Source organism: Olleya sp. KJ81-1, from assembly GCF_055808135.1.
The window spans coordinates 2,355,502-2,372,573 of the sequence record NZ_CM147854.1; the positions used below are offsets into that span (position 1 = coordinate 2,355,502).

Consider the following 17,072-nt stretch of genomic DNA (forward strand, 5'->3'; position numbering starts at 1 on the left):
CTAATCTATTTGTCTTTGTTGAATTGACGCTCGTTATCTTTTTTGCTAAACAATCGTTTAAAAAACCCATCGCGTTTTTCTTCTTCGCAATCCAATGCCTCCAAAACATCGCTTGAAGGTGCTTCAAAACGACTTTTTGTAATTGAATTATAGTTTGAATCTGCGTTTAGTTTTCGATAAAATTTCGCAAAAATTGGCAATGCCGAGTTTGCACCTTGTCCCATTCCTGTGGTTTTAAAACCTATATTATAATTATCATTACCAACCCAATTTATTGTTACCAAGTTTGGTGTAATACCAACAAACCATCCATCTTTATTATCCTGAGTTGTCCCTGTTTTACCTGCTATACTATTGCTAAGTCCATAAGTAGATCGTAATCTAGCTGCAGTCCCAGAGTTAACTGTGGATTGCATTATTTGTAACATAACCTGTCTAGTATAATCGTTATAAGCTTTATCGGGATTTACTTCTGGTTTAAACGATACAATTTCTACACCATTTTTATCTTCAATTTTAGTAATAAAATATGGTTTTACAGATTGGCTATTGTTAACATAACTAGCGTATGCTCCTGCTAATTCTTTTATATTAATTTGAGCAACACCTAAGGCTAAAGACGGTTGGTTTGGAAGTGTACTAGTTATGCCTAATTTTTCTGCTTGTTTTAAAACCTTATCAATACCAACTTGATTTAAAACCTTAACAGCAATTGTGTTTAGCGATTGACTTAGCGCTTTTTCTAGATTATAATTAATATGTGGATCTACGTCTGAAACACCAGAATTGGTTGGTGTCCAGTTTTTATAATCCGTGTAAGTTACTGCTTCTGGAGAAAAATAGGTACAAGGCTCCATACCATTATCTATTGCTGCTGTATACACAAAAGGTTTAAATGTAGATCCTACTTGACGTTGACTTTGTGATACATGATCATATTTAAAAAAGCGATAATCTATACCTCCAATATAAGACCTAATAGCACCAGACTTTGGGTCTAAAGCAATCATACCTGTATTTAAAAATTTTAAGTAGTGTTGCAAACTATCTATTGTAGATATATTTTGACTTTTAGTTTCTGTCCAATCAAACAACTCTACCTCATGCTTTATAGACAATGAATCCATAATTTGTGCATGATCTAAACCAGAAGCTTTAAATTTTTTGTAAGCTGGTAATGCTTTTATAGCCTTGTCAATTAACTTCTTGTTGGTTGTCCAAGGTGCGTTTTTACCATAAGATACTTCATAATCTTGCTGCAATTTGGTTAAATGCATTTGCATGGCTTGCTCTGCATATTTTTGCATTTGAGAGTCTAAGGTTGTATAAACCACTAAACCGTCCTTATACAAGTCGTAAGCCTCTCCATTTGGCTTTTTATAGCCTTGTAAGGTGGTAGCTAATTCTTTTTTTAATTGAGCCCTAAAATAAGGTGCTAATCCTAAATCGTGATTAAAGGATTGGTAGTCTAATTTGACTGGTTTTTGTTTGGCTTGTGTAAATTGATTTTGATCTATATAATTATACTTAAGCATTTGTTGTAAGACTACATTGCGTCTAGTTGTACTGCTTTGTAAATTTCGTCTTGGGTTGTAATAATTATTTGCTTTTAGTGTACCTACTAAAGTTGCTGCTTGTGGTAACGATAATTGTGTTGCAGATACATTAAAAAATTTACGTGCTGCGCTTTCTATACCATACGTATTATCAGGAAAAGGTACTGTGTTTAGGTATAGCGTAAGGATTTCTTGTTTAGAGTATATTTTTTCTATACGTTTTGCGACTATTGCTTCTTTTACTTTGTTTATTATTGTGCTAAAAGCAATATGTTTATCTCTTCCAAATAAGTTTTTTGCTAGTTGTAAGGTTATGGTACTACCACCTCCTGAGGATTGGTCCTGAAATAAAATGGTTTTAAAAAACACACGCATTAGACTTATATTATCGACTCCGTTGTGATCATAAAATCTAACATCTTCTGTAGCTATTAGTGCGTCTAAAAGGTGTTTAGGAAACTGATTATAGGTTAAGGGTTGCCTATCGTAGATATAATATTTACCTATTAACTTCCTGTCTTTATCTAATATTTGGGTCGCTTCTGCTTGTCTTAAATTTGTTAATTGAGAGGTGTTTGGTAGTTTACCAAATGCACCCAAATAGATACTAATGTAAAAAACGACAGCAAAAAGTACAGCTGCAACCATTACTATTGAAGCTGTTTTAACCCATTTATTTTTAAATAACACGTGTAGTTTTTGTTGTATCATGAGCTGTTATAACGCTAAAGTGTTGGTTTTATTTGTTTACAAAATTATTTAAATAATTCTGTTTTTTTATTATTTAATTGTTTTACTGGTATTACTTACTAGCTATTTTAAAAAGTTAAATAACATTGGAAAGCGGACTAAACTTTGCGGATTATTGCGATAAGGATTGAAACGGTATCCTTTTTTGAGGCACGAAAAAAAGATTTAGTGTAAAGCCTGGTTGCTTTTGGATTTTTTTGCCAAAAGCAAATTGCCCAAAGCTTTGTTAACTATTTTGAGAAAAAAACCCAAACGAGAGGTTTGGGTTTAAGTGATATATTTTATTCTTCTTCGCCTAGATTATCGTAATCATAATCTGGATAAAGGAAGTGATTGTAAGGAAAACGTGTGACGTGTATGTCTCTAACCTCATCATATACGCGCTTTTTAAAGTCTTCTAGATTACGTTTGTTTAATGCTGAGATAAATAATGCGTTGTCCTCTCCTACACGATTCATCCAAGTCTTTTTCCACTCGGCAAGACTGTAATGCTCTTCTGTGCGTTGGGCAATTAAATCGGTCTCGTCAAAAGGTTTTGCTTGGTAAGCATCAATCTTATTAAAGACCATGATTATTGGTTTGTCTGCACTTTTAATTTCGCCTAAAACTTTATTTACAGATTCGATATGGTCTTCAAAATTTGGATGAGAGATATCGACTACGTGCAATAGTAAATCTGCCTCTCTTACCTCATCCAATGTACTTTTAAAACTGTCTACTAATTGGGTTGGTAACTTGCGGATAAATCCAACGGTATCTGTTAATAAAAATGGTAGGTTTTGGATGACTACTTTTCTAACGGTTGTGTCTAGGGTTGCAAAAAGTTTATTTTCGGCAAAGACCTCTGACTTACTAACGGTATTCATTAAAGTAGATTTACCAACGTTGGTGTATCCAACTAGTGCAACGCGTACCATTTGTCCACGATTACCACGTTGGACAGACATTTGCTTATCTATAGTTTTAATTTTGTCTTTTAATAAGGATATCCTGTCACGTACGATACGTCTATCTGTTTCGATTTCGGTTTCTCCAGGTCCACGCATACCAATACCACCTTTTTGGCGCTCAAGGTGTGTCCACATACCTCTAAGCCTTGGTAATAGGTACTCGCATTGTGCCAACTCGACTTGTGTTCTGGCATAACTTGTTTGTGCACGTTGTGCAAAAATGTCTAATATTAAATTGGTACGATCTAAAACTTTTACATTTAAAATCTTGCTTATATTACGCTCTTGAGATGAGGATAACTCGTCATCAAAAATTGCTGTGGTTATATTATTGTCTTCTATATATAACCTAACTTCTTCCATTTTACCTGTTCCAATGTATGTTTTTGGATTAGGCATTTCCATTTTTTGGGTGAAGCGTTTTTTAACTTCTCCACCTGCAGTGAACGTCAAAAATTCAAGCTCGTCAAGATACTCTTTCGATTTCTCTTCGTTTTGCTCTTTAGTAACGACACCAATTAATACTGCTTTTTCAAGCTCTATATCTTTTTTTCTAACATATAATAATTTATACTACAAAGTTACATAATTGTATCCATAATAAAATCGCTATTTTTAGCTCTCTAAATTTACAACATTGAATTTTAATTTTTTTAAATCAAAAGCAAATAAACAGACCATAGCTTTTTATAATATCGAAAATTTATTTGATATTTATAAAGATGACTTAACACGTGATACTGATTTTAATCCAACATCCGAAAAGCGTTGGACCATTAAAAGATACAATAATAAATTAAGAAAAATTGGTTATGCTATATCTAATATTGGCAGAAAAGAAACCAACTCTCATCCAGCAATTATTGGTCTAGCCGAAATTGAAAACGAAGCTGTATTAAAAGATTTAATAACCTCTAAACATTTAAAGGAATATCCATACCAATTTGTACACTACAATAGTAAAGATGAACGCGGTATTGACGTTGCCTTTATTTACGATACGACTAAATTTAAAGTTACAAACTCTGAAAGCTTTACGTTTAGTTTTACCGAAACTGATGGGTCGCAAGATTATACAAGAGATATTTTATTAGTATCTGGACTATTTTTAAATGAGCCTGTACATTTTTTAGTTAACCATTGGCCTTCTAGACGTACTGGAGATATAGAAACGGAATACAAACGTATTACAGCATCTTCCAATCTTCAAGCCATTGTTAGTACTTTAAAGGAAAATATAACTGATGCCAAAATTATTATTATGGGAGATTTTAATGATGATCCTGCAAGTAATAGTATTGAACAACTAGTGGCTAATCAAGGTTTATTTAATCCAATGGAAACGTTACTATCTATTGACAGAGGGACTACAAGCCATAACTTTGAATGGAATTTATTTGATCAAATTATAATAACGCATAACTTTTTAGAGCGTCAATCTAATACCTTAAGATTTGTAAAAGCAGATATATATGATGCCGACTTTTTAAAACAAATGGATGGTAAATACAAAGGCACACCTTATAGGACTTACGTTGGCAAACGCTACAAAGGTGGTTATAGTGATCATTTTCCGGTATACATGATTTTAAATAAAAAATAGAATTATGTAACGTTTGGCAAAAATCTTGTAAGGTTAAAAATGCACTATGTATTTAACTTTGAGAAAAATAAACGATACAAGATGGATAATATAATAAGATATGAGGTTGGTAGCAATGCAATACAACACTTACTTACTGTAAGTACTACAATTGAATTATCCTATCAGTATTTAAAATCTGAGACCAAAAATGAAATGGTTAAATCTTGGATAGATAATAAACTTAGCTATCTAAAAGCTTTTAAACAGCAGTCTTTATCCATATTAAACACAGTAAATATCCAACAATCAAACAAGCCTAGTGTATTGTTAAAGCTTAATATGTTATGGTTTAAAATAAAACGTAAGTTTTATAAAAACGATAGTCAGCTTATTATTAATGAGTGTTTGAAACTTAACGCTTATTTTTTAAGTGAAGTTAACAAGGAAATTAAATCAGGAATCTTATCTAAACCTGCTTACATTTTATTAAACACGTTAAAAAACGAACTGTTAACAACTAAACAAGAGTTTTACATCTCTAAATTAAAACTTAGCTAAATCTAAGTTGCTTTAATTTATTTTTAAACATTATTGCAGCGCTTGTATAACCACCTTCTGTACCATCCACAAAATGGATGTGCTTTTCTTCTCTATCTTCAATATAACAAGACATTATGGATGCATGTGTAGTATGTAAACCATAAATAATTTTTTTATTAGACTCCAGATCATCCAAGAGTATTTGCAAACGCTTAATTTGCTTGTCATTACCTGATATTACTGTATTAATTGATCCGTCTAACATTATTGTATCTGATAATTGACTAACGCGATAAATGTATAATTTTCCAGCTTTAAAAAACTTAAAGTAGTATTTACCAAACACTGTAATTAACCAATTATTAATTAGATACTTTGATTGGTTTTTACCAACTTTAACATACATCTCTTTACGGATCTTTTCTAGCGTAGTGTTTAATTTTAATTTTAAGGTAGTAATTGGATTTCGATTGTCTAAATCACCAAAAATGTAGTTAATCTCATTCATTATTGTGCCATAAATCTCAGCTTGCTTTTTTTCGTCATCGCAATTAACAAGAAGGCAAATTACTTTTTTATGTTGTTCATTTGGATAGATCTCGTCCCATCTGCACTCCATACCTTCCAAATTTAACGCAATGTTTTTATCTTTAATGTTTGCTGTATTATCAAAGGTTTGTTTAATATAATTTTCAGCAAATTTTATTCCGTTACCTAAAACTACAGGTGTTGTAAGGTACTTGTTATGTCTTAATTTAGTAATCCTTAATGTAACCTTGTTATTATATACCTCTTCTACCTGAAGGTGTCCAACTCTAAGATTTAATTTTAAGGTATTAGTTATATGCTGACTGTAATTATTTAAAGCAGTCATAACTGGTGTTAATAAAACATCAGGAATAATAAAAGTAGAACCATCACCTCCAAAAAAGTACGGAATTTGGATTTTATTATCAATACCTTTTATTGTATTTAAAACAGTAATAATACTTCCTGTTGCACATAAATTAACATCGTTATGCAAACCATTAGCAACTGCCTCTGTGGAGTTTTTTATATCTGTTACTACAATAGTCCAATTTTTAGGCACACTTGAAAACAAACTTTCATCCTTTAAAAGCTCGGTTAAAGGCAATTTGTTTTTAAAAATACTTTTATAAAAATTAATATCGTCTTTCATGTGTACGTAAAGTATTCTGTAAATAACACTTAGCGCACAAAGGTAATCCATTAATGAATATAAAAATCATGCATTTTGGAAATCATATAACAACTTGGCAAAATTATGTAACAGTTAAACTAGAGTCCTAATTTACCTTTGTATTATAATATTAATACTACTTGAAAGCTTCTTTAAGAATATTTTCATATTCTGATCTTGGTTGGTTATAAAAATAGTTAGTAGAGTAGTATTTATTTTAAACCAATACACATGAAACCTAATAAACTCCTTTTAATAGTTACAATAATTTGTATTACACCATTATTAATAATGTCTACTAATAATGAGGTAGAAATTGTGAGTCATTTAGAACCCGTAAAAAATACAAAAACAACTAAAAACAACACTTTAGATTTAGAAATTGGTGACCAATATTTTGACATAAAAATAAAAGTACCACATTTTAAAGTAGCTTCAAACGCTAATCAAAATGTAGTTATTAATACTAACAACCACAGCTTTGTTTTGGACCAAAAAGCAACCAAAAACACCACTAAATATACTGTGTCTAATGTTGCTAAAATTACTAACATTATTATTAAAAAGTAAATTGCATAGATTAGTTTATTAATAAGTATTATCTTTATTTTGCAACTAAATTTTTAATATGACCTTGTTTTTTAAATTCGATTTTAATGCCATTTGTCAAATTGTTTTAGAACAAACTTTAAAGGACAATGACATAAAATATAAGCACGTTGGATTTGGAGAAATCGAAGTGTTAGAAAAACTAACCACTGACAAACAAGCCACATTACAATCTGCTTTAGATAAGTACCAAATAGAAATTGTTGAAAACCAGAAAAGCATTTTAGTACAAAAAATTAAGGATACTATTATTGATATGGTTTTTAATGAAGACACTGTAGTAAATGTTAAAAGCTCAGTTTATTTAGCAGATACCTTAGGTCATAGTTATGGCTATTTGTCTAACTTATTCTCAGAAGTAACTTATACTTCTATTGAAAACTTTATAATTCTTCAAAAAATAGAATACGCCAAACAACTTGTAATTAAACAAGATTTAAGTTTAACCGAAATTGCTTTTAGGTTAAACTATTCTAGCGTTGCACATTTAAGTACTCAGTTTAAAAATACAACAGGAATTACACCTTCTGCATTCCAAAGGATAATTGCTAAAAGAAGAGAATTTAACCAACAAAACAACCAAGAATAGTATGCAAGAGGATTATATAAATATAACATTAGCAGATGATGATGAAGATGACAGATTGTTTTTTACAGATGCCTTTGATGAAATTAAAATAACAACTAGAGTTAAAACATTTAACGATGGTGTCTATTTAATGGATTACTTAAATAGCGATGATGCTACTTTACCTAATGTCCTATTTTTAGATTTAAACATGCCAAGAAAATCTGGACTAGAATGTTTGAAAGAAATCAAACAAAATACTAAGTTTAAAGACATTGCAATTGCAATCTATTCCACCTCAGCTTCCGAAGAGGATATAGAAAACACGTTTATACAAGGTGCAAATATTTATATAAAAAAGCCAAGTGATTTTAAAACATTAAAAAAAGTGTTGTCAGAAGTGGTGACAATTAATTGGCAATACCATACTAATAGCATGAATAAAGACAACTTTTTACTTCGTTTTTAATATATGATTAAAACACTTTCAAATAATATTTCGTTTTTAAGAACAACGCTTTACATAAGTGCATTTGTAATCTTGGTTGTTGGTGCATTAACCTACAGAAGTATTACGGAAGTAACAAAATCTTCCGAGTTAATCACGCACACCTACAAGGTAAATGTGGAGCTTGAACAGATTTTATCAAACCTTAAAGATGCAGAAACTGGACAGCGTGGCTATATTATTACCAAAGACTCTGTTTTTTTAGAACCTTATATTTCTGGAAGAAGCAAAATAAATAACAGCTTTGCAGAGCTAAAGGTTTTAACTAAAGACGACACTATACTTAAAGAAAGCCTAATTGAAGTAAACACGTTAATTAATAAACGGTTATTAGCCTTTCAAACGTCTTACAGATCATTGCCAAAAGGAGATATTGAAGACCCTAATTTTATTGAAAATTTTAGAAATGGTAGAGCTTTAATGGACTCTATTAGAGACAATATTAAAGGCATTATAAAGTTGCAAAACAATTTGCTTAAACAACGTCGTAGCGAATATGAAACCGACTTAATGGCAACTCCATTACTATTGTTTTCATTATTACTATGTTCATTAATCTTAATGTATCTTGCTTATAATAGTATTTATAAAAATATAAAACGCCTAAAAGCAACTAACGAAGAATTAGAGATTTTTAAAGAATCTACTAATCAATCAGAAATTGTTAGTAAACATGGTAGCTGGACTTACAATGTTAAAAAAGATGAATTTACATATTCCGACAATTTATACCGATTATTAGGTGAGCAACCGCAATCTTTTGAGCCTACCAACGAAAACTTTTTGACCTACGTCCATCCCGATGACATCGAAAAGCTAAACATGCAAGTCAAAGAGATGAAAGAAAATGTAGAGCTACCTTACATTTACTATCGTGTAGTCCACAAAAATGGTAATATTAAACATTTAAAAGCCTACGGAAAGTCTGTTGTAAATGAAGATGATGAAACGGTATTGCTAGGTACTACTGCAGATATTACAGATGAAATTAATAATCTTAGAATATTAGAAGAACGTAATGCTGAGTTAGAACGTAATAATAAAGAATTATCGTCTTTTAACTATGTAGCTAGTCATGATTTACAAGAACCACTTAGAAAAATACAAACGTTTTTATCTAGATTAGAAGACGAAGAAAGAGATAAGCTTTCTGAAAAAGGAAACAAATATATTGATCGTATACAAAACGCTGCTACTAGAATGCGCTTGTTAATTGATGATTTATTGCAATTTTCAAGATCAAATAAAGCAGATAAGGTATTTGAAGAGTCCAATATTAACCTACTATTAGAAGCTGCAAAACAAGATTTAGCAGAAGTTATTTCAGCTGAAAATGCTGTTATAACCTCAGACACATTCCCTTCAATAAAGGTAATACCTTTTCAAATTCAGCAATTATTTGTAAACCTATTAGGTAATGCAATCAAATATAAATTAGATGGTAAAATACCAAAAATTAATATTACGCATCAAATTGTAGAAGCAGATGGAGAAGACAGTATTGTAAAACCTAAATACTCTCACTACCATAAAATAACATTTACAGATAATGGGATAGGTTTTGACAATCAATATGCAGAGCAAATATTTGTACTATTTAGCAGACTACATAATAAGGATCAATATTCTGGTACTGGAATAGGCTTATCTATTTGTAAAAAAATAATAGAAAACCACAAAGGATATATTACTGCTAGTGGACAACCAAAAAAAGGATCTGTATTTACAGTATACTTACCCATGGAATAGCCAGAAACAATCTGTATAATATTAAAACCTTACCAACGTAAGGTTTTTTTTATGTCAAATTTCTAGCTAAAAATTGAAATCATATAACCATCCACTAAAATGATGTAACACCAAATGCTTTGTTATATCTCATCTTTGCAATGTAATTATAGACCAAATTATTTTAAAATGATAATTCTATAAACAAAACAAAAAATGATGTAACATAAAATTTTGAACTCGGTTGCATCTTTGTAATATCAAATTGAAGAAATGAAAAATGAAATATTTTAAAAACAGAAAGATTACAGTACTATTTATGTTTGTTGTAATCATGATCGGGATAAGCTTTAATTCTTGCGATGAATTAATAAAAAATAAAAATTCAGAAAATCAAAAATCAGAATTAACAAATCAAGCAATTAATAAAAACAAAAATGAAGCTAAATTATTACTAATGCTATCTAAGGACAATCAAGATGTAATAAACCTTAGCAAAGCTTTACAAGAAGTAATAAATAAAGACAGCATTATAGATTTAGCAAAAAAAATAGAGCAAACACATGTAGAGTTTGCAGAGGATTTACAAGAAGTGGCTACAGACAAATTAATATCAATACCAAATTACGCTGAGTCACCATTAAACAAAACTACAGTAAGCCTAACAGAAAAAGACAAGTTTAAAGCGCTAAATAAACTTAAATCTATAATTGACAATCAATTATTTATATTAAATAAACTATCAGAAACATCAAACAGTAAAGACTTTAAAACATTAATTGTTAAAGCTGATTCTAAAATAAATGACAGCTTAAATAAGACAAAAAATATTTTAAATGTTTTAAATACTAACAGCTAATTTAAAAAACTATGAAAAAATTAATACTTACCCTAGCCATAATAACATCAACACTATTTTCTGTAAACGCAGCAGAGTTAGATGTATTAGACACACAATTATTTGACAACAATACGTCAATTATAAATAAAGATCCAGAAAAGAAAAAGGTTGCAAAAACTAAAATTTACCAATGGACAGTAAAAACATCCTCAGACGTATTTACAGGTACAGCAGATAGTCTAGAAGACGCTAATAGCCAAATAGCCACGTTAACACAAGCTTCAAAAATTTTGGAAAAAGAGATTTCTAGTATTTATCTAAATAGTGCCAAAAACGCAGACCGTATTTATACTTGGGGAGTTGTAACTGATCGTGGGTTTGCAACTGGAGTAGCAACATCTTTAGATCAAGCTCACCAAATGGTACAACTTATGGGTGAGACTGAGGTTTCTAAATCAAAAATAATCGAATCATTCAAATCAACTAAATAATAACAACTAAATTTTTATATCATGAGAGGACTACTTTATATCATAGCAGTAATACTTGTAATAGGTTGGGCTTTAGGCTTTTTTATCTATAGTGCAAGTGGATTAATACACATATTACTAGTAATCGCAGTAATTGCAATATTACTAAGGCTAATTGGTGGACGAGGTGTATAACCAAAGCTTAATTAATCAATAAAAAATAATATATAAATTAACAATAATAGAATGAAAAAATTAATATTATCAGCAATAGTAGTAACCATCACAGCCTTTACAGTAAATGCTCAAGACATTTCAAAAAATGCTTTAGGTTTAAGATTAGGAGATAATGATGGCTTAGGTGCAGAAATCTCTTACCAAAGACACTTAAACGATAATAATAGACTGGAATTTGACTTGGGTTGGAGAGACTCAGACAACTTAGATGTTTTTAAGTTAGTAGGTTTATACCAATGGGTAATGCCTCTAGACGAAAGCTTTAATTGGTACGTAGGTGCTGGTGCAGGAGTTGGATCTTACGACTCTGGTAACAACGACGGAACTTTTGCTTTAGTTGCAGGAGATATTGGTATCGAGTATAATTTTAATATCCCTTTACAACTATCATTAGACTTTAGACCAGAACTAGGATTTGATGACAACTATAGCGATGATGTAGACTTTGATATCGCATTAGGAGTAAGATATAGATTCTAAAAAAATTAAATAACACAACAAAAACAAAACATTATGAAAACGACAAAAAATAATCAAGACTTAGTAAATTCATTACAAGAATTATTACAAAAAAATTACGATGCAGAAGCTGGTTACAAACAAGTAATGACCAAAGCGCAAAGCGAACCTTTAAAAAATTGGTTACAACAAAAAGCGTTGCAACGTAATACATTTGCAACAGAATTAGATTTTCAAATTAGAAAGCATAATGCAGAGCCTAAAGCTTCTGGGACAATCAAAGGAGATTTACATAGAGGATGGATTAATGTAAAATCTACCCTAACCACAGATACTGATGAAGCCTTAATGGAAGAATGTATTAGAGGTGAAAAAGCTAGTGTTAAAGAATACGAAGATCAGTTAGAAAACTTTGATTCGGATACAGAAATCAAAACTATCGTGCAATCACAATTAACAACTGTAAAATCTGCCTTAACCACAGTAAAAAGACTAGAAGATATCATAGGATAATCTAGCTTTATATAACCCATCATTAAAACCAAAAATTATGAAAAAACTAATTTATACAGTATTGACTTTAGCTGTATTAACCACTTCTTTTATGGCTTGTAGAGAGCAATCAGAAAAAGAAGAAGTTATACAGGAGATGAAAGACGACGACGCAAAGATGAAAGTCAAAGACGATAAAATCAAGATGGAAACCGAAGATAAAAAGGTGAAAATTACTGATGACGAAATTAAAACCAAAGAAAAATCATAAAACATATAGCCATGAAAAAATTATCATATACCTTTCTAGTCATGTTTTGTTTAGCCATAACGCTATCAGGATGTAGAGAAGAGACCACAGGAGAAAAAGTTGAAGACGCTGTTGAGAGTGCAGCAGATGATGTAGAAGATGCAGTAGACTAATTCTCAAAATTCAAATAATACAAATATAAGGCTCGCAAATCGTGAGCCTTTTTTATAAACTAATAGCAAATGACAACACAAAATAAAGGAAGAGGTATAAAAAAGAAACGGTATATAATACCAATAACTATCCTTGTCATATTAATTGCATTTAGGTTATACTTACCAATACTAGTAAAAAATAACGTCAATAAAGTATTAGCAGATATACCTGGTTATTATGGTCAGGTAGAGGATATTGATATCGCTTTAATTAGAGGTGCTTATGTAATTAATGGCATGTATTTAAATAAAGTAAGCGCTAAAACGCAAGTCCCTTATTTAAAATTTCCTAAAACAGATATTTCCATCGAGTGGAAATCATTATTCACTGGTCACATTGTGAGTGAGATTGTAATGTATAGTCCTGAAATAATATATGTAAAAGAAGATCAAACCAATACCGCTAATGATGCAGACGTGGAGGATTGGACAAAAGCACTAACAGACTTAGTCCCTATTAATATTAACCACCTAACGGTTAATAACGGTAAATTAGCTTACGTAGAGCTTAACACAGAGCCTAACATAGATCTACAATTTAACAATATTAATCTTCAAGCAGACAATTTAAGAAACGTTAAAGAAAACAATCGCATACTTCCCTCGCCTATTACTGCCACAGCAACCTCAATTGGAGAAGGTAAAGTAAAATTAAATGGTAATATTAATATTATAAAAGAAATACCAGACATGGATATTTCCTTTGCTTTGGAAGATGCAGATGTTACAAGTCTAAACCCATTTACAAGACACTATAGTGGTATTGATTTTGAGGAAGGAAAATTTGGGCTTTACAGCGAAATTGCAATAGCAGACGGTTATTTTAAAGGTTATATGAAACCGCTTTTAAAAGACTCTAAATTAATAGGAAAAGACGATGGTGTTCTTGGTGTTATTTGGGAAGGTTTTGTAGGCTTTTTCAAATTTGTTTTAAAAAACCAAAGCACAGATACTATAGCAACCAAAATACCAATGGAAGGTGATTTAAGTAATATACAATCTGGAATATTACCAACAATAGGAGGTATATTTAAAAATGGTTGGATTAGTGCCTTTAAAGGCGAAATTGATGATGACATAGAATTTAAAGACGCATTTACTGATCAAGATTTAACTAGAAAAGAAAAAAGAGCATTAAAAAAACAAGAACAACAAAAAGAGAAAGAGAAGAAAAATAGTGAAGAAGAAAAATAAATTTAAATTTAAAAAGGAGGCTAATTAGCCTCCTTTTTTTTACAAATAAGTACTATAATTACTTACCTAACATCAAAAGTTCATTACAAACCACCTCTGTTGTATAACGTTTCATACCATCTTTATCTTCCCAAGTTCTAGTCGTTAGTTTACCATCAATAGCAACTTCTTTTCCTTTTACTACATACTTTTCAATTATATCAGCAGTTTTTCCCCAAGCGACTATTTGGTGCCACTGCGTATCAGTAATTTTTTCGCCCTTTGTATTTTTATAACTTTCATTAGTAGCTAACGTAAATCTTGCCAACTTTTTACCAGATTCTAAATTAATAATTTCTGGATCTTGACCAAGGTTTCCAATTAACTGTACTTTGTTTCTTAACGTATTCATAAGATAAGGTTTTTAAAAAGCCAAACTTCATTAGTTCTATTTGACACTGCAAAGATGAAACAACACCCTAATTTTATTCGGTAGTTACGCATTTAATGTCGGTTGTAAACGTTTGTTGTCGTTTGTAAACGGAAAAAATGTATCTTAGCTAACTAATAAACAAGCAATTAAAAAAAGTTTTGCCAAATTAAAAAATACAAGTAAAAAACTTTAAAGACACTAAAATCTAATGATTGTCAACATTGAAACCAAAAGATTACTACTGCGTGAATTAAGAGCAACTGATTTAGAGGGTATGTTTGAGCTAGACTCTAATCCAAATGTTCATAGGTATTTAGGAAACAAACCTATTAAAACTAAAGCCGAAGCTAAAAAAATATTAGACAGTGTTAAGCAGCAATATGCAGATCGTGGCATTGGTAGATTTGCTGTTATTGAAAAAGCAACAGGTGATTTTATTGGTTGGTCTGGTATTAGATTAAACACAGAGTACAACATGAATGGATTTACAAAATACTATGATGTTGGCTATAGATTAATTGAACGTTATTGGGGAAAAGGATATGCTACCGAGTCTGGTAAAGCCACTGTAGATTATGCCTTTAAAGTCATGAATCTACCCGAACTTTATGCAACCACTGAAGCTGGTAACCAAGCCTCACATAATGCACTTTTAAAAATAGGATTACACTACGTTAATGATTTTTATTTTGAACATGAAAAATTAAATTTACGTTGGTATAAAATTGAAAACAAATAAATTATGGCTAAAATCTGTCCTGAATGTGGAGACAAAATAGTTGGACGCATAGATAAAAAATTTTGTAGCGATGGTTGTAGGAATGCGTACAACAACAAGGTTAATAAAGATGGTAAAAACTTAATCCGCAACATTAACAATCGATTACGTAAAAATTGGCGCATTTTAGAAAGTCTTAATCCAGAACAAAAAACCAAAACCACAAAAACTAAATTAGAAGCTAAAGGTTTTGATTTTAATTATTTTACAAGCACATACACAACCAAAGCTGGTACTATATATTACTTTGTTTACGACCAAGGTTACCTACCTTTGGATAATGATTTTTATGCTTTAGTAAAACGTCAATAAGCATACTAAATCTATTTCCAGTTATGACCTTTTAATTGCATTGCTGCTTTTAAAATATCCTTTTGGCTAATTTGTCCAACTAATTTTCCGTCTTCTACTATTGGAAAACGTCTACGCTTAGACTCTAAAAATTTAGCTGCAGCATCAAAAACATCTAAATTACCATCAATGGTTTCGACATTTTTAACCATATGCTTTTCTACGCTATTATTTTCAGTAGGCATATTATAATAACGACTATCGCTAATCTGCTTAATACAATCGCCTTCAGATATTATACCTATCAATTCATTTTTATCATTTACTACTGGTCCTCCAGAAATTTTATATTTAATTAAAGTATCAATAACGTCTTCCACACTTTGCGTGGATTTAAAAGTTATCAAATCTCTAGTCATATAATCACTAACTCTTAACGATTGATTAGTATCTAACTGCTGTCCTTTTCTTGGACCTTCAAAACTTTTAATTCCCATAATTTTAAATTTGTTATTCACTTAAAGTTACTGAATTTTAATCTTTTAACCTAAACCATTAACAAACTAAATAGCTAATATTGAATAAGCTTAACGTAAAACTAGGGTTACACAACTACTAAAATCAACCTATTAATAATTAGTTATTTAAGAAAAATACTTCAAAAAAAATTATAGTTTTGAAACAATTAAAATATTTAAAATGAAAAACATACTTTATCTAGTAATTTTATGCTTTGGTCTAACAGCAAATGCACAAACCAATGACGCATTATCAAAACATTATGAAGCCTATTACAAACAAATGAAGACGCAAGGTGATGTACAAGGTATTATAAATGCCTTAACACACCTTAACCTTTTAAAGCCATCAGAAGCAAGAAAAGACACGTTAGCTTATGTGTATTTAAACGAAGGAAAATTCACTCAAGCTCTAAACACTATTGGTATTGAGCAAAAGTCTACAGACTCTGATATCGCTTTAGAAGTTAAAGCTGTTGCGTTAAAATCTTTAGGTGATTTAAATAAAGCTATTCCTTTTTTTAAAACTATGCATGACAAATCTCCAAACGCTCCTGTAGCTTATGAGATTGCAGAAATTTATTTAAACTTAAACAACCTTACGGAAGCTAAAAAATATATTGATTTAGGTTTAGCGACTGTAAAAGACACCCAAGGAAAAACATTTTACGAAACACAGCAACCCTATGCTGTATCTTTAAAAGCAGGTTTATATTACTTAGATGCTTTAGTATTATTAAATAAAAATAAAGACACAAATATTAGTGCTGCCTTATTAATATTAGAAAAAGCTTTAGCTATTGAGCCTGAATTTAATATGGCATTGATAGCAAAAAACGCATTAACAGCACAGCAGAATCAACCTAAAAACTAAATTAGTTTTAGTGTATAAAAAAAGCCTCCCTGTTTACAGGAAGGCT

At 30.5% G+C, this 17,072-nt stretch carries 22 protein-coding genes; 17 read left to right on the forward strand and 5 right to left on the reverse strand.

The window, feature by feature from the left end; all coding sequences use genetic code 11:
- Window positions 1–5: 5 nt before the first annotated feature.
- Window positions 6–2,267 carry a penicillin-binding protein 1A gene (locus AC0L3M_RS11180; protein ID WP_473430794.1) on the reverse strand — a complete coding sequence of 754 codons (2,262 nt, stop codon included), beginning with the start codon at window positions 2,265–2,267 and terminating at the stop codon, window positions 6–8.
- Between the two features lie 320 nt (window positions 2,268–2,587).
- Window positions 2,588–3,799, reverse strand: coding sequence for a GTPase HflX (gene hflX, locus AC0L3M_RS11185; RefSeq protein ID WP_473432502.1), 1,212 nt, complete (start codon window positions 3,797–3,799; stop codon window positions 2,588–2,590).
- Window positions 3,800–3,893: 94 nt separating this feature from the next.
- Here hflX and AC0L3M_RS11190 point away from each other — a divergent pair, with 94 nt between their 5' ends.
- Both AC0L3M_RS11190 and AC0L3M_RS11195 read left to right on the forward strand, forming a co-directional pair.
- The gene (locus AC0L3M_RS11190; RefSeq protein ID WP_473430795.1) at window positions 3,894–4,859 is read left to right on the forward strand and encodes an endonuclease/exonuclease/phosphatase family protein; all 966 of its coding nucleotides are present in this window, start codon (window positions 3,894–3,896) and stop codon (window positions 4,857–4,859) included.
- Window positions 4,860–4,940: 81 nt separating this feature from the next.
- On the forward strand, window positions 4,941–5,399 hold the full coding sequence (locus AC0L3M_RS11195; protein WP_473430796.1) for a hypothetical protein: 459 nt from the start codon (window positions 4,941–4,943) through the stop codon (window positions 5,397–5,399).
- Here AC0L3M_RS11195 and AC0L3M_RS11200 read toward each other — a convergent pair.
- Window positions 5,392–6,561, reverse strand: coding sequence for a DUF3095 domain-containing protein (locus AC0L3M_RS11200; RefSeq protein WP_473430797.1), 1,170 nt, complete (start codon window positions 6,559–6,561; stop codon window positions 5,392–5,394). The two genes, AC0L3M_RS11195 and AC0L3M_RS11200, sit on opposite strands and share 8 nt — an antisense overlap.
- A 252-nt stretch (window positions 6,562–6,813) precedes the next feature.
- Here AC0L3M_RS11200 and AC0L3M_RS11205 point away from each other — a divergent pair, with 252 nt between their 5' ends.
- The 12 genes from AC0L3M_RS11205 to AC0L3M_RS11260 all read left to right on the forward strand — a co-directional run bounded on the left by AC0L3M_RS11205 (window position 6,814) and on the right by AC0L3M_RS11260 (window position 14,153).
- The gene (locus AC0L3M_RS11205) at window positions 6,814–7,152 is read left to right on the forward strand and encodes a hypothetical protein (RefSeq protein WP_473430798.1); all 339 of its coding nucleotides are present in this window, start codon (window positions 6,814–6,816) and stop codon (window positions 7,150–7,152) included.
- A gap of 58 nt (window positions 7,153–7,210) precedes the next feature.
- Complete coding sequence (locus AC0L3M_RS11210) at window positions 7,211–7,780, forward strand: helix-turn-helix domain-containing protein (RefSeq protein WP_145004450.1); 570 nt, start codon at window positions 7,211–7,213, stop codon at window positions 7,778–7,780.
- Window position 7,781: 1 nt separating this feature from the next.
- A complete protein-coding gene (locus AC0L3M_RS11215) occupies window positions 7,782–8,228 on the forward strand; it encodes a response regulator (protein ID WP_473430799.1) in 447 nt (148 codons plus the stop codon).
- 3 nt (window positions 8,229–8,231) lie between these two features.
- On the forward strand, window positions 8,232–10,016 hold the full coding sequence (locus AC0L3M_RS11220) for a CHASE3 domain-containing protein (RefSeq protein WP_473430800.1): 1,785 nt from the start codon (window positions 8,232–8,234) through the stop codon (window positions 10,014–10,016).
- 259 nt (window positions 10,017–10,275) lie between these two features.
- A complete protein-coding gene (locus AC0L3M_RS11225) occupies window positions 10,276–10,854 on the forward strand; it encodes a hypothetical protein (protein WP_473430801.1) in 579 nt (192 codons plus the stop codon).
- Between the two features lie 11 nt (window positions 10,855–10,865).
- A complete protein-coding gene (locus tag AC0L3M_RS11230; protein WP_473430802.1) occupies window positions 10,866–11,327 on the forward strand; it encodes a hypothetical protein in 462 nt (153 codons plus the stop codon).
- Window positions 11,328–11,348: 21 nt separating this feature from the next.
- Window positions 11,349–11,501 carry a lmo0937 family membrane protein gene (locus tag AC0L3M_RS11235; RefSeq protein ID WP_292947434.1) on the forward strand — a complete coding sequence of 51 codons (153 nt, stop codon included), beginning with the start codon at window positions 11,349–11,351 and terminating at the stop codon, window positions 11,499–11,501.
- A 51-nt stretch (window positions 11,502–11,552) separates the two neighbouring features.
- Entirely contained in the window at window positions 11,553–12,023 is a 471-nt protein-coding gene (locus tag AC0L3M_RS11240) for an outer membrane protein (protein ID WP_473430803.1), read from the forward strand.
- 33 nt (window positions 12,024–12,056) lie between these two features.
- Window positions 12,057–12,515, forward strand: a complete 459-nt coding sequence (locus AC0L3M_RS11245; protein WP_145004467.1) for a ferritin-like domain-containing protein — start codon at window positions 12,057–12,059, stop codon at window positions 12,513–12,515.
- Window positions 12,516–12,552: 37 nt separating this feature from the next.
- Complete coding sequence (locus tag AC0L3M_RS11250; RefSeq protein ID WP_145004470.1) at window positions 12,553–12,765, forward strand: hypothetical protein; 213 nt, start codon at window positions 12,553–12,555, stop codon at window positions 12,763–12,765.
- A gap of 11 nt (window positions 12,766–12,776) precedes the next feature.
- Entirely contained in the window at window positions 12,777–12,917 is a 141-nt protein-coding gene (locus tag AC0L3M_RS11255) for a hypothetical protein (protein WP_186439219.1), read from the forward strand.
- A 69-nt stretch (window positions 12,918–12,986) separates the two neighbouring features.
- On the forward strand, window positions 12,987–14,153 hold the full coding sequence (locus tag AC0L3M_RS11260) for a DUF748 domain-containing protein (protein WP_292947422.1): 1,167 nt from the start codon (window positions 12,987–12,989) through the stop codon (window positions 14,151–14,153).
- 58 nt (window positions 14,154–14,211) lie between these two features.
- Here AC0L3M_RS11260 and AC0L3M_RS11265 read toward each other — a convergent pair whose 3' ends face one another.
- Window positions 14,212–14,544, reverse strand: coding sequence for a single-stranded DNA-binding protein (locus tag AC0L3M_RS11265; RefSeq protein WP_145004476.1), 333 nt, complete (start codon window positions 14,542–14,544; stop codon window positions 14,212–14,214).
- Window positions 14,545–14,773: 229 nt separating this feature from the next.
- Here AC0L3M_RS11265 and AC0L3M_RS11270 point away from each other — a divergent pair, with 229 nt between their 5' ends.
- Together AC0L3M_RS11270 and AC0L3M_RS11275 are read left to right on the forward strand one after the other, a co-directional pair.
- Window positions 14,774–15,304, forward strand: a complete 531-nt coding sequence (locus tag AC0L3M_RS11270; RefSeq protein WP_473430804.1) for a GNAT family N-acetyltransferase — start codon at window positions 14,774–14,776, stop codon at window positions 15,302–15,304.
- Between the two features lie 3 nt (window positions 15,305–15,307).
- Window positions 15,308–15,655, forward strand: a complete 348-nt coding sequence (locus tag AC0L3M_RS11275; protein WP_292947414.1) for a hypothetical protein — start codon at window positions 15,308–15,310, stop codon at window positions 15,653–15,655.
- An 11-nt stretch (window positions 15,656–15,666) separates the two neighbouring features.
- On the opposite strand, the gene AC0L3M_RS11280 is transcribed toward AC0L3M_RS11275, so the two are convergent.
- A complete protein-coding gene (locus tag AC0L3M_RS11280) occupies window positions 15,667–16,131 on the reverse strand; it encodes a CBS domain-containing protein (RefSeq protein WP_145004488.1) in 465 nt (154 codons plus the stop codon).
- Between the two features lie 202 nt (window positions 16,132–16,333).
- Here AC0L3M_RS11280 and AC0L3M_RS11285 point away from each other — a divergent pair, with 202 nt between their 5' ends.
- Entirely contained in the window at window positions 16,334–17,026 is a 693-nt protein-coding gene (locus tag AC0L3M_RS11285) for a tetratricopeptide repeat protein (RefSeq protein WP_145004491.1), read from the forward strand.
- Window positions 17,027–17,072: the final 46 nt, after the last annotated feature.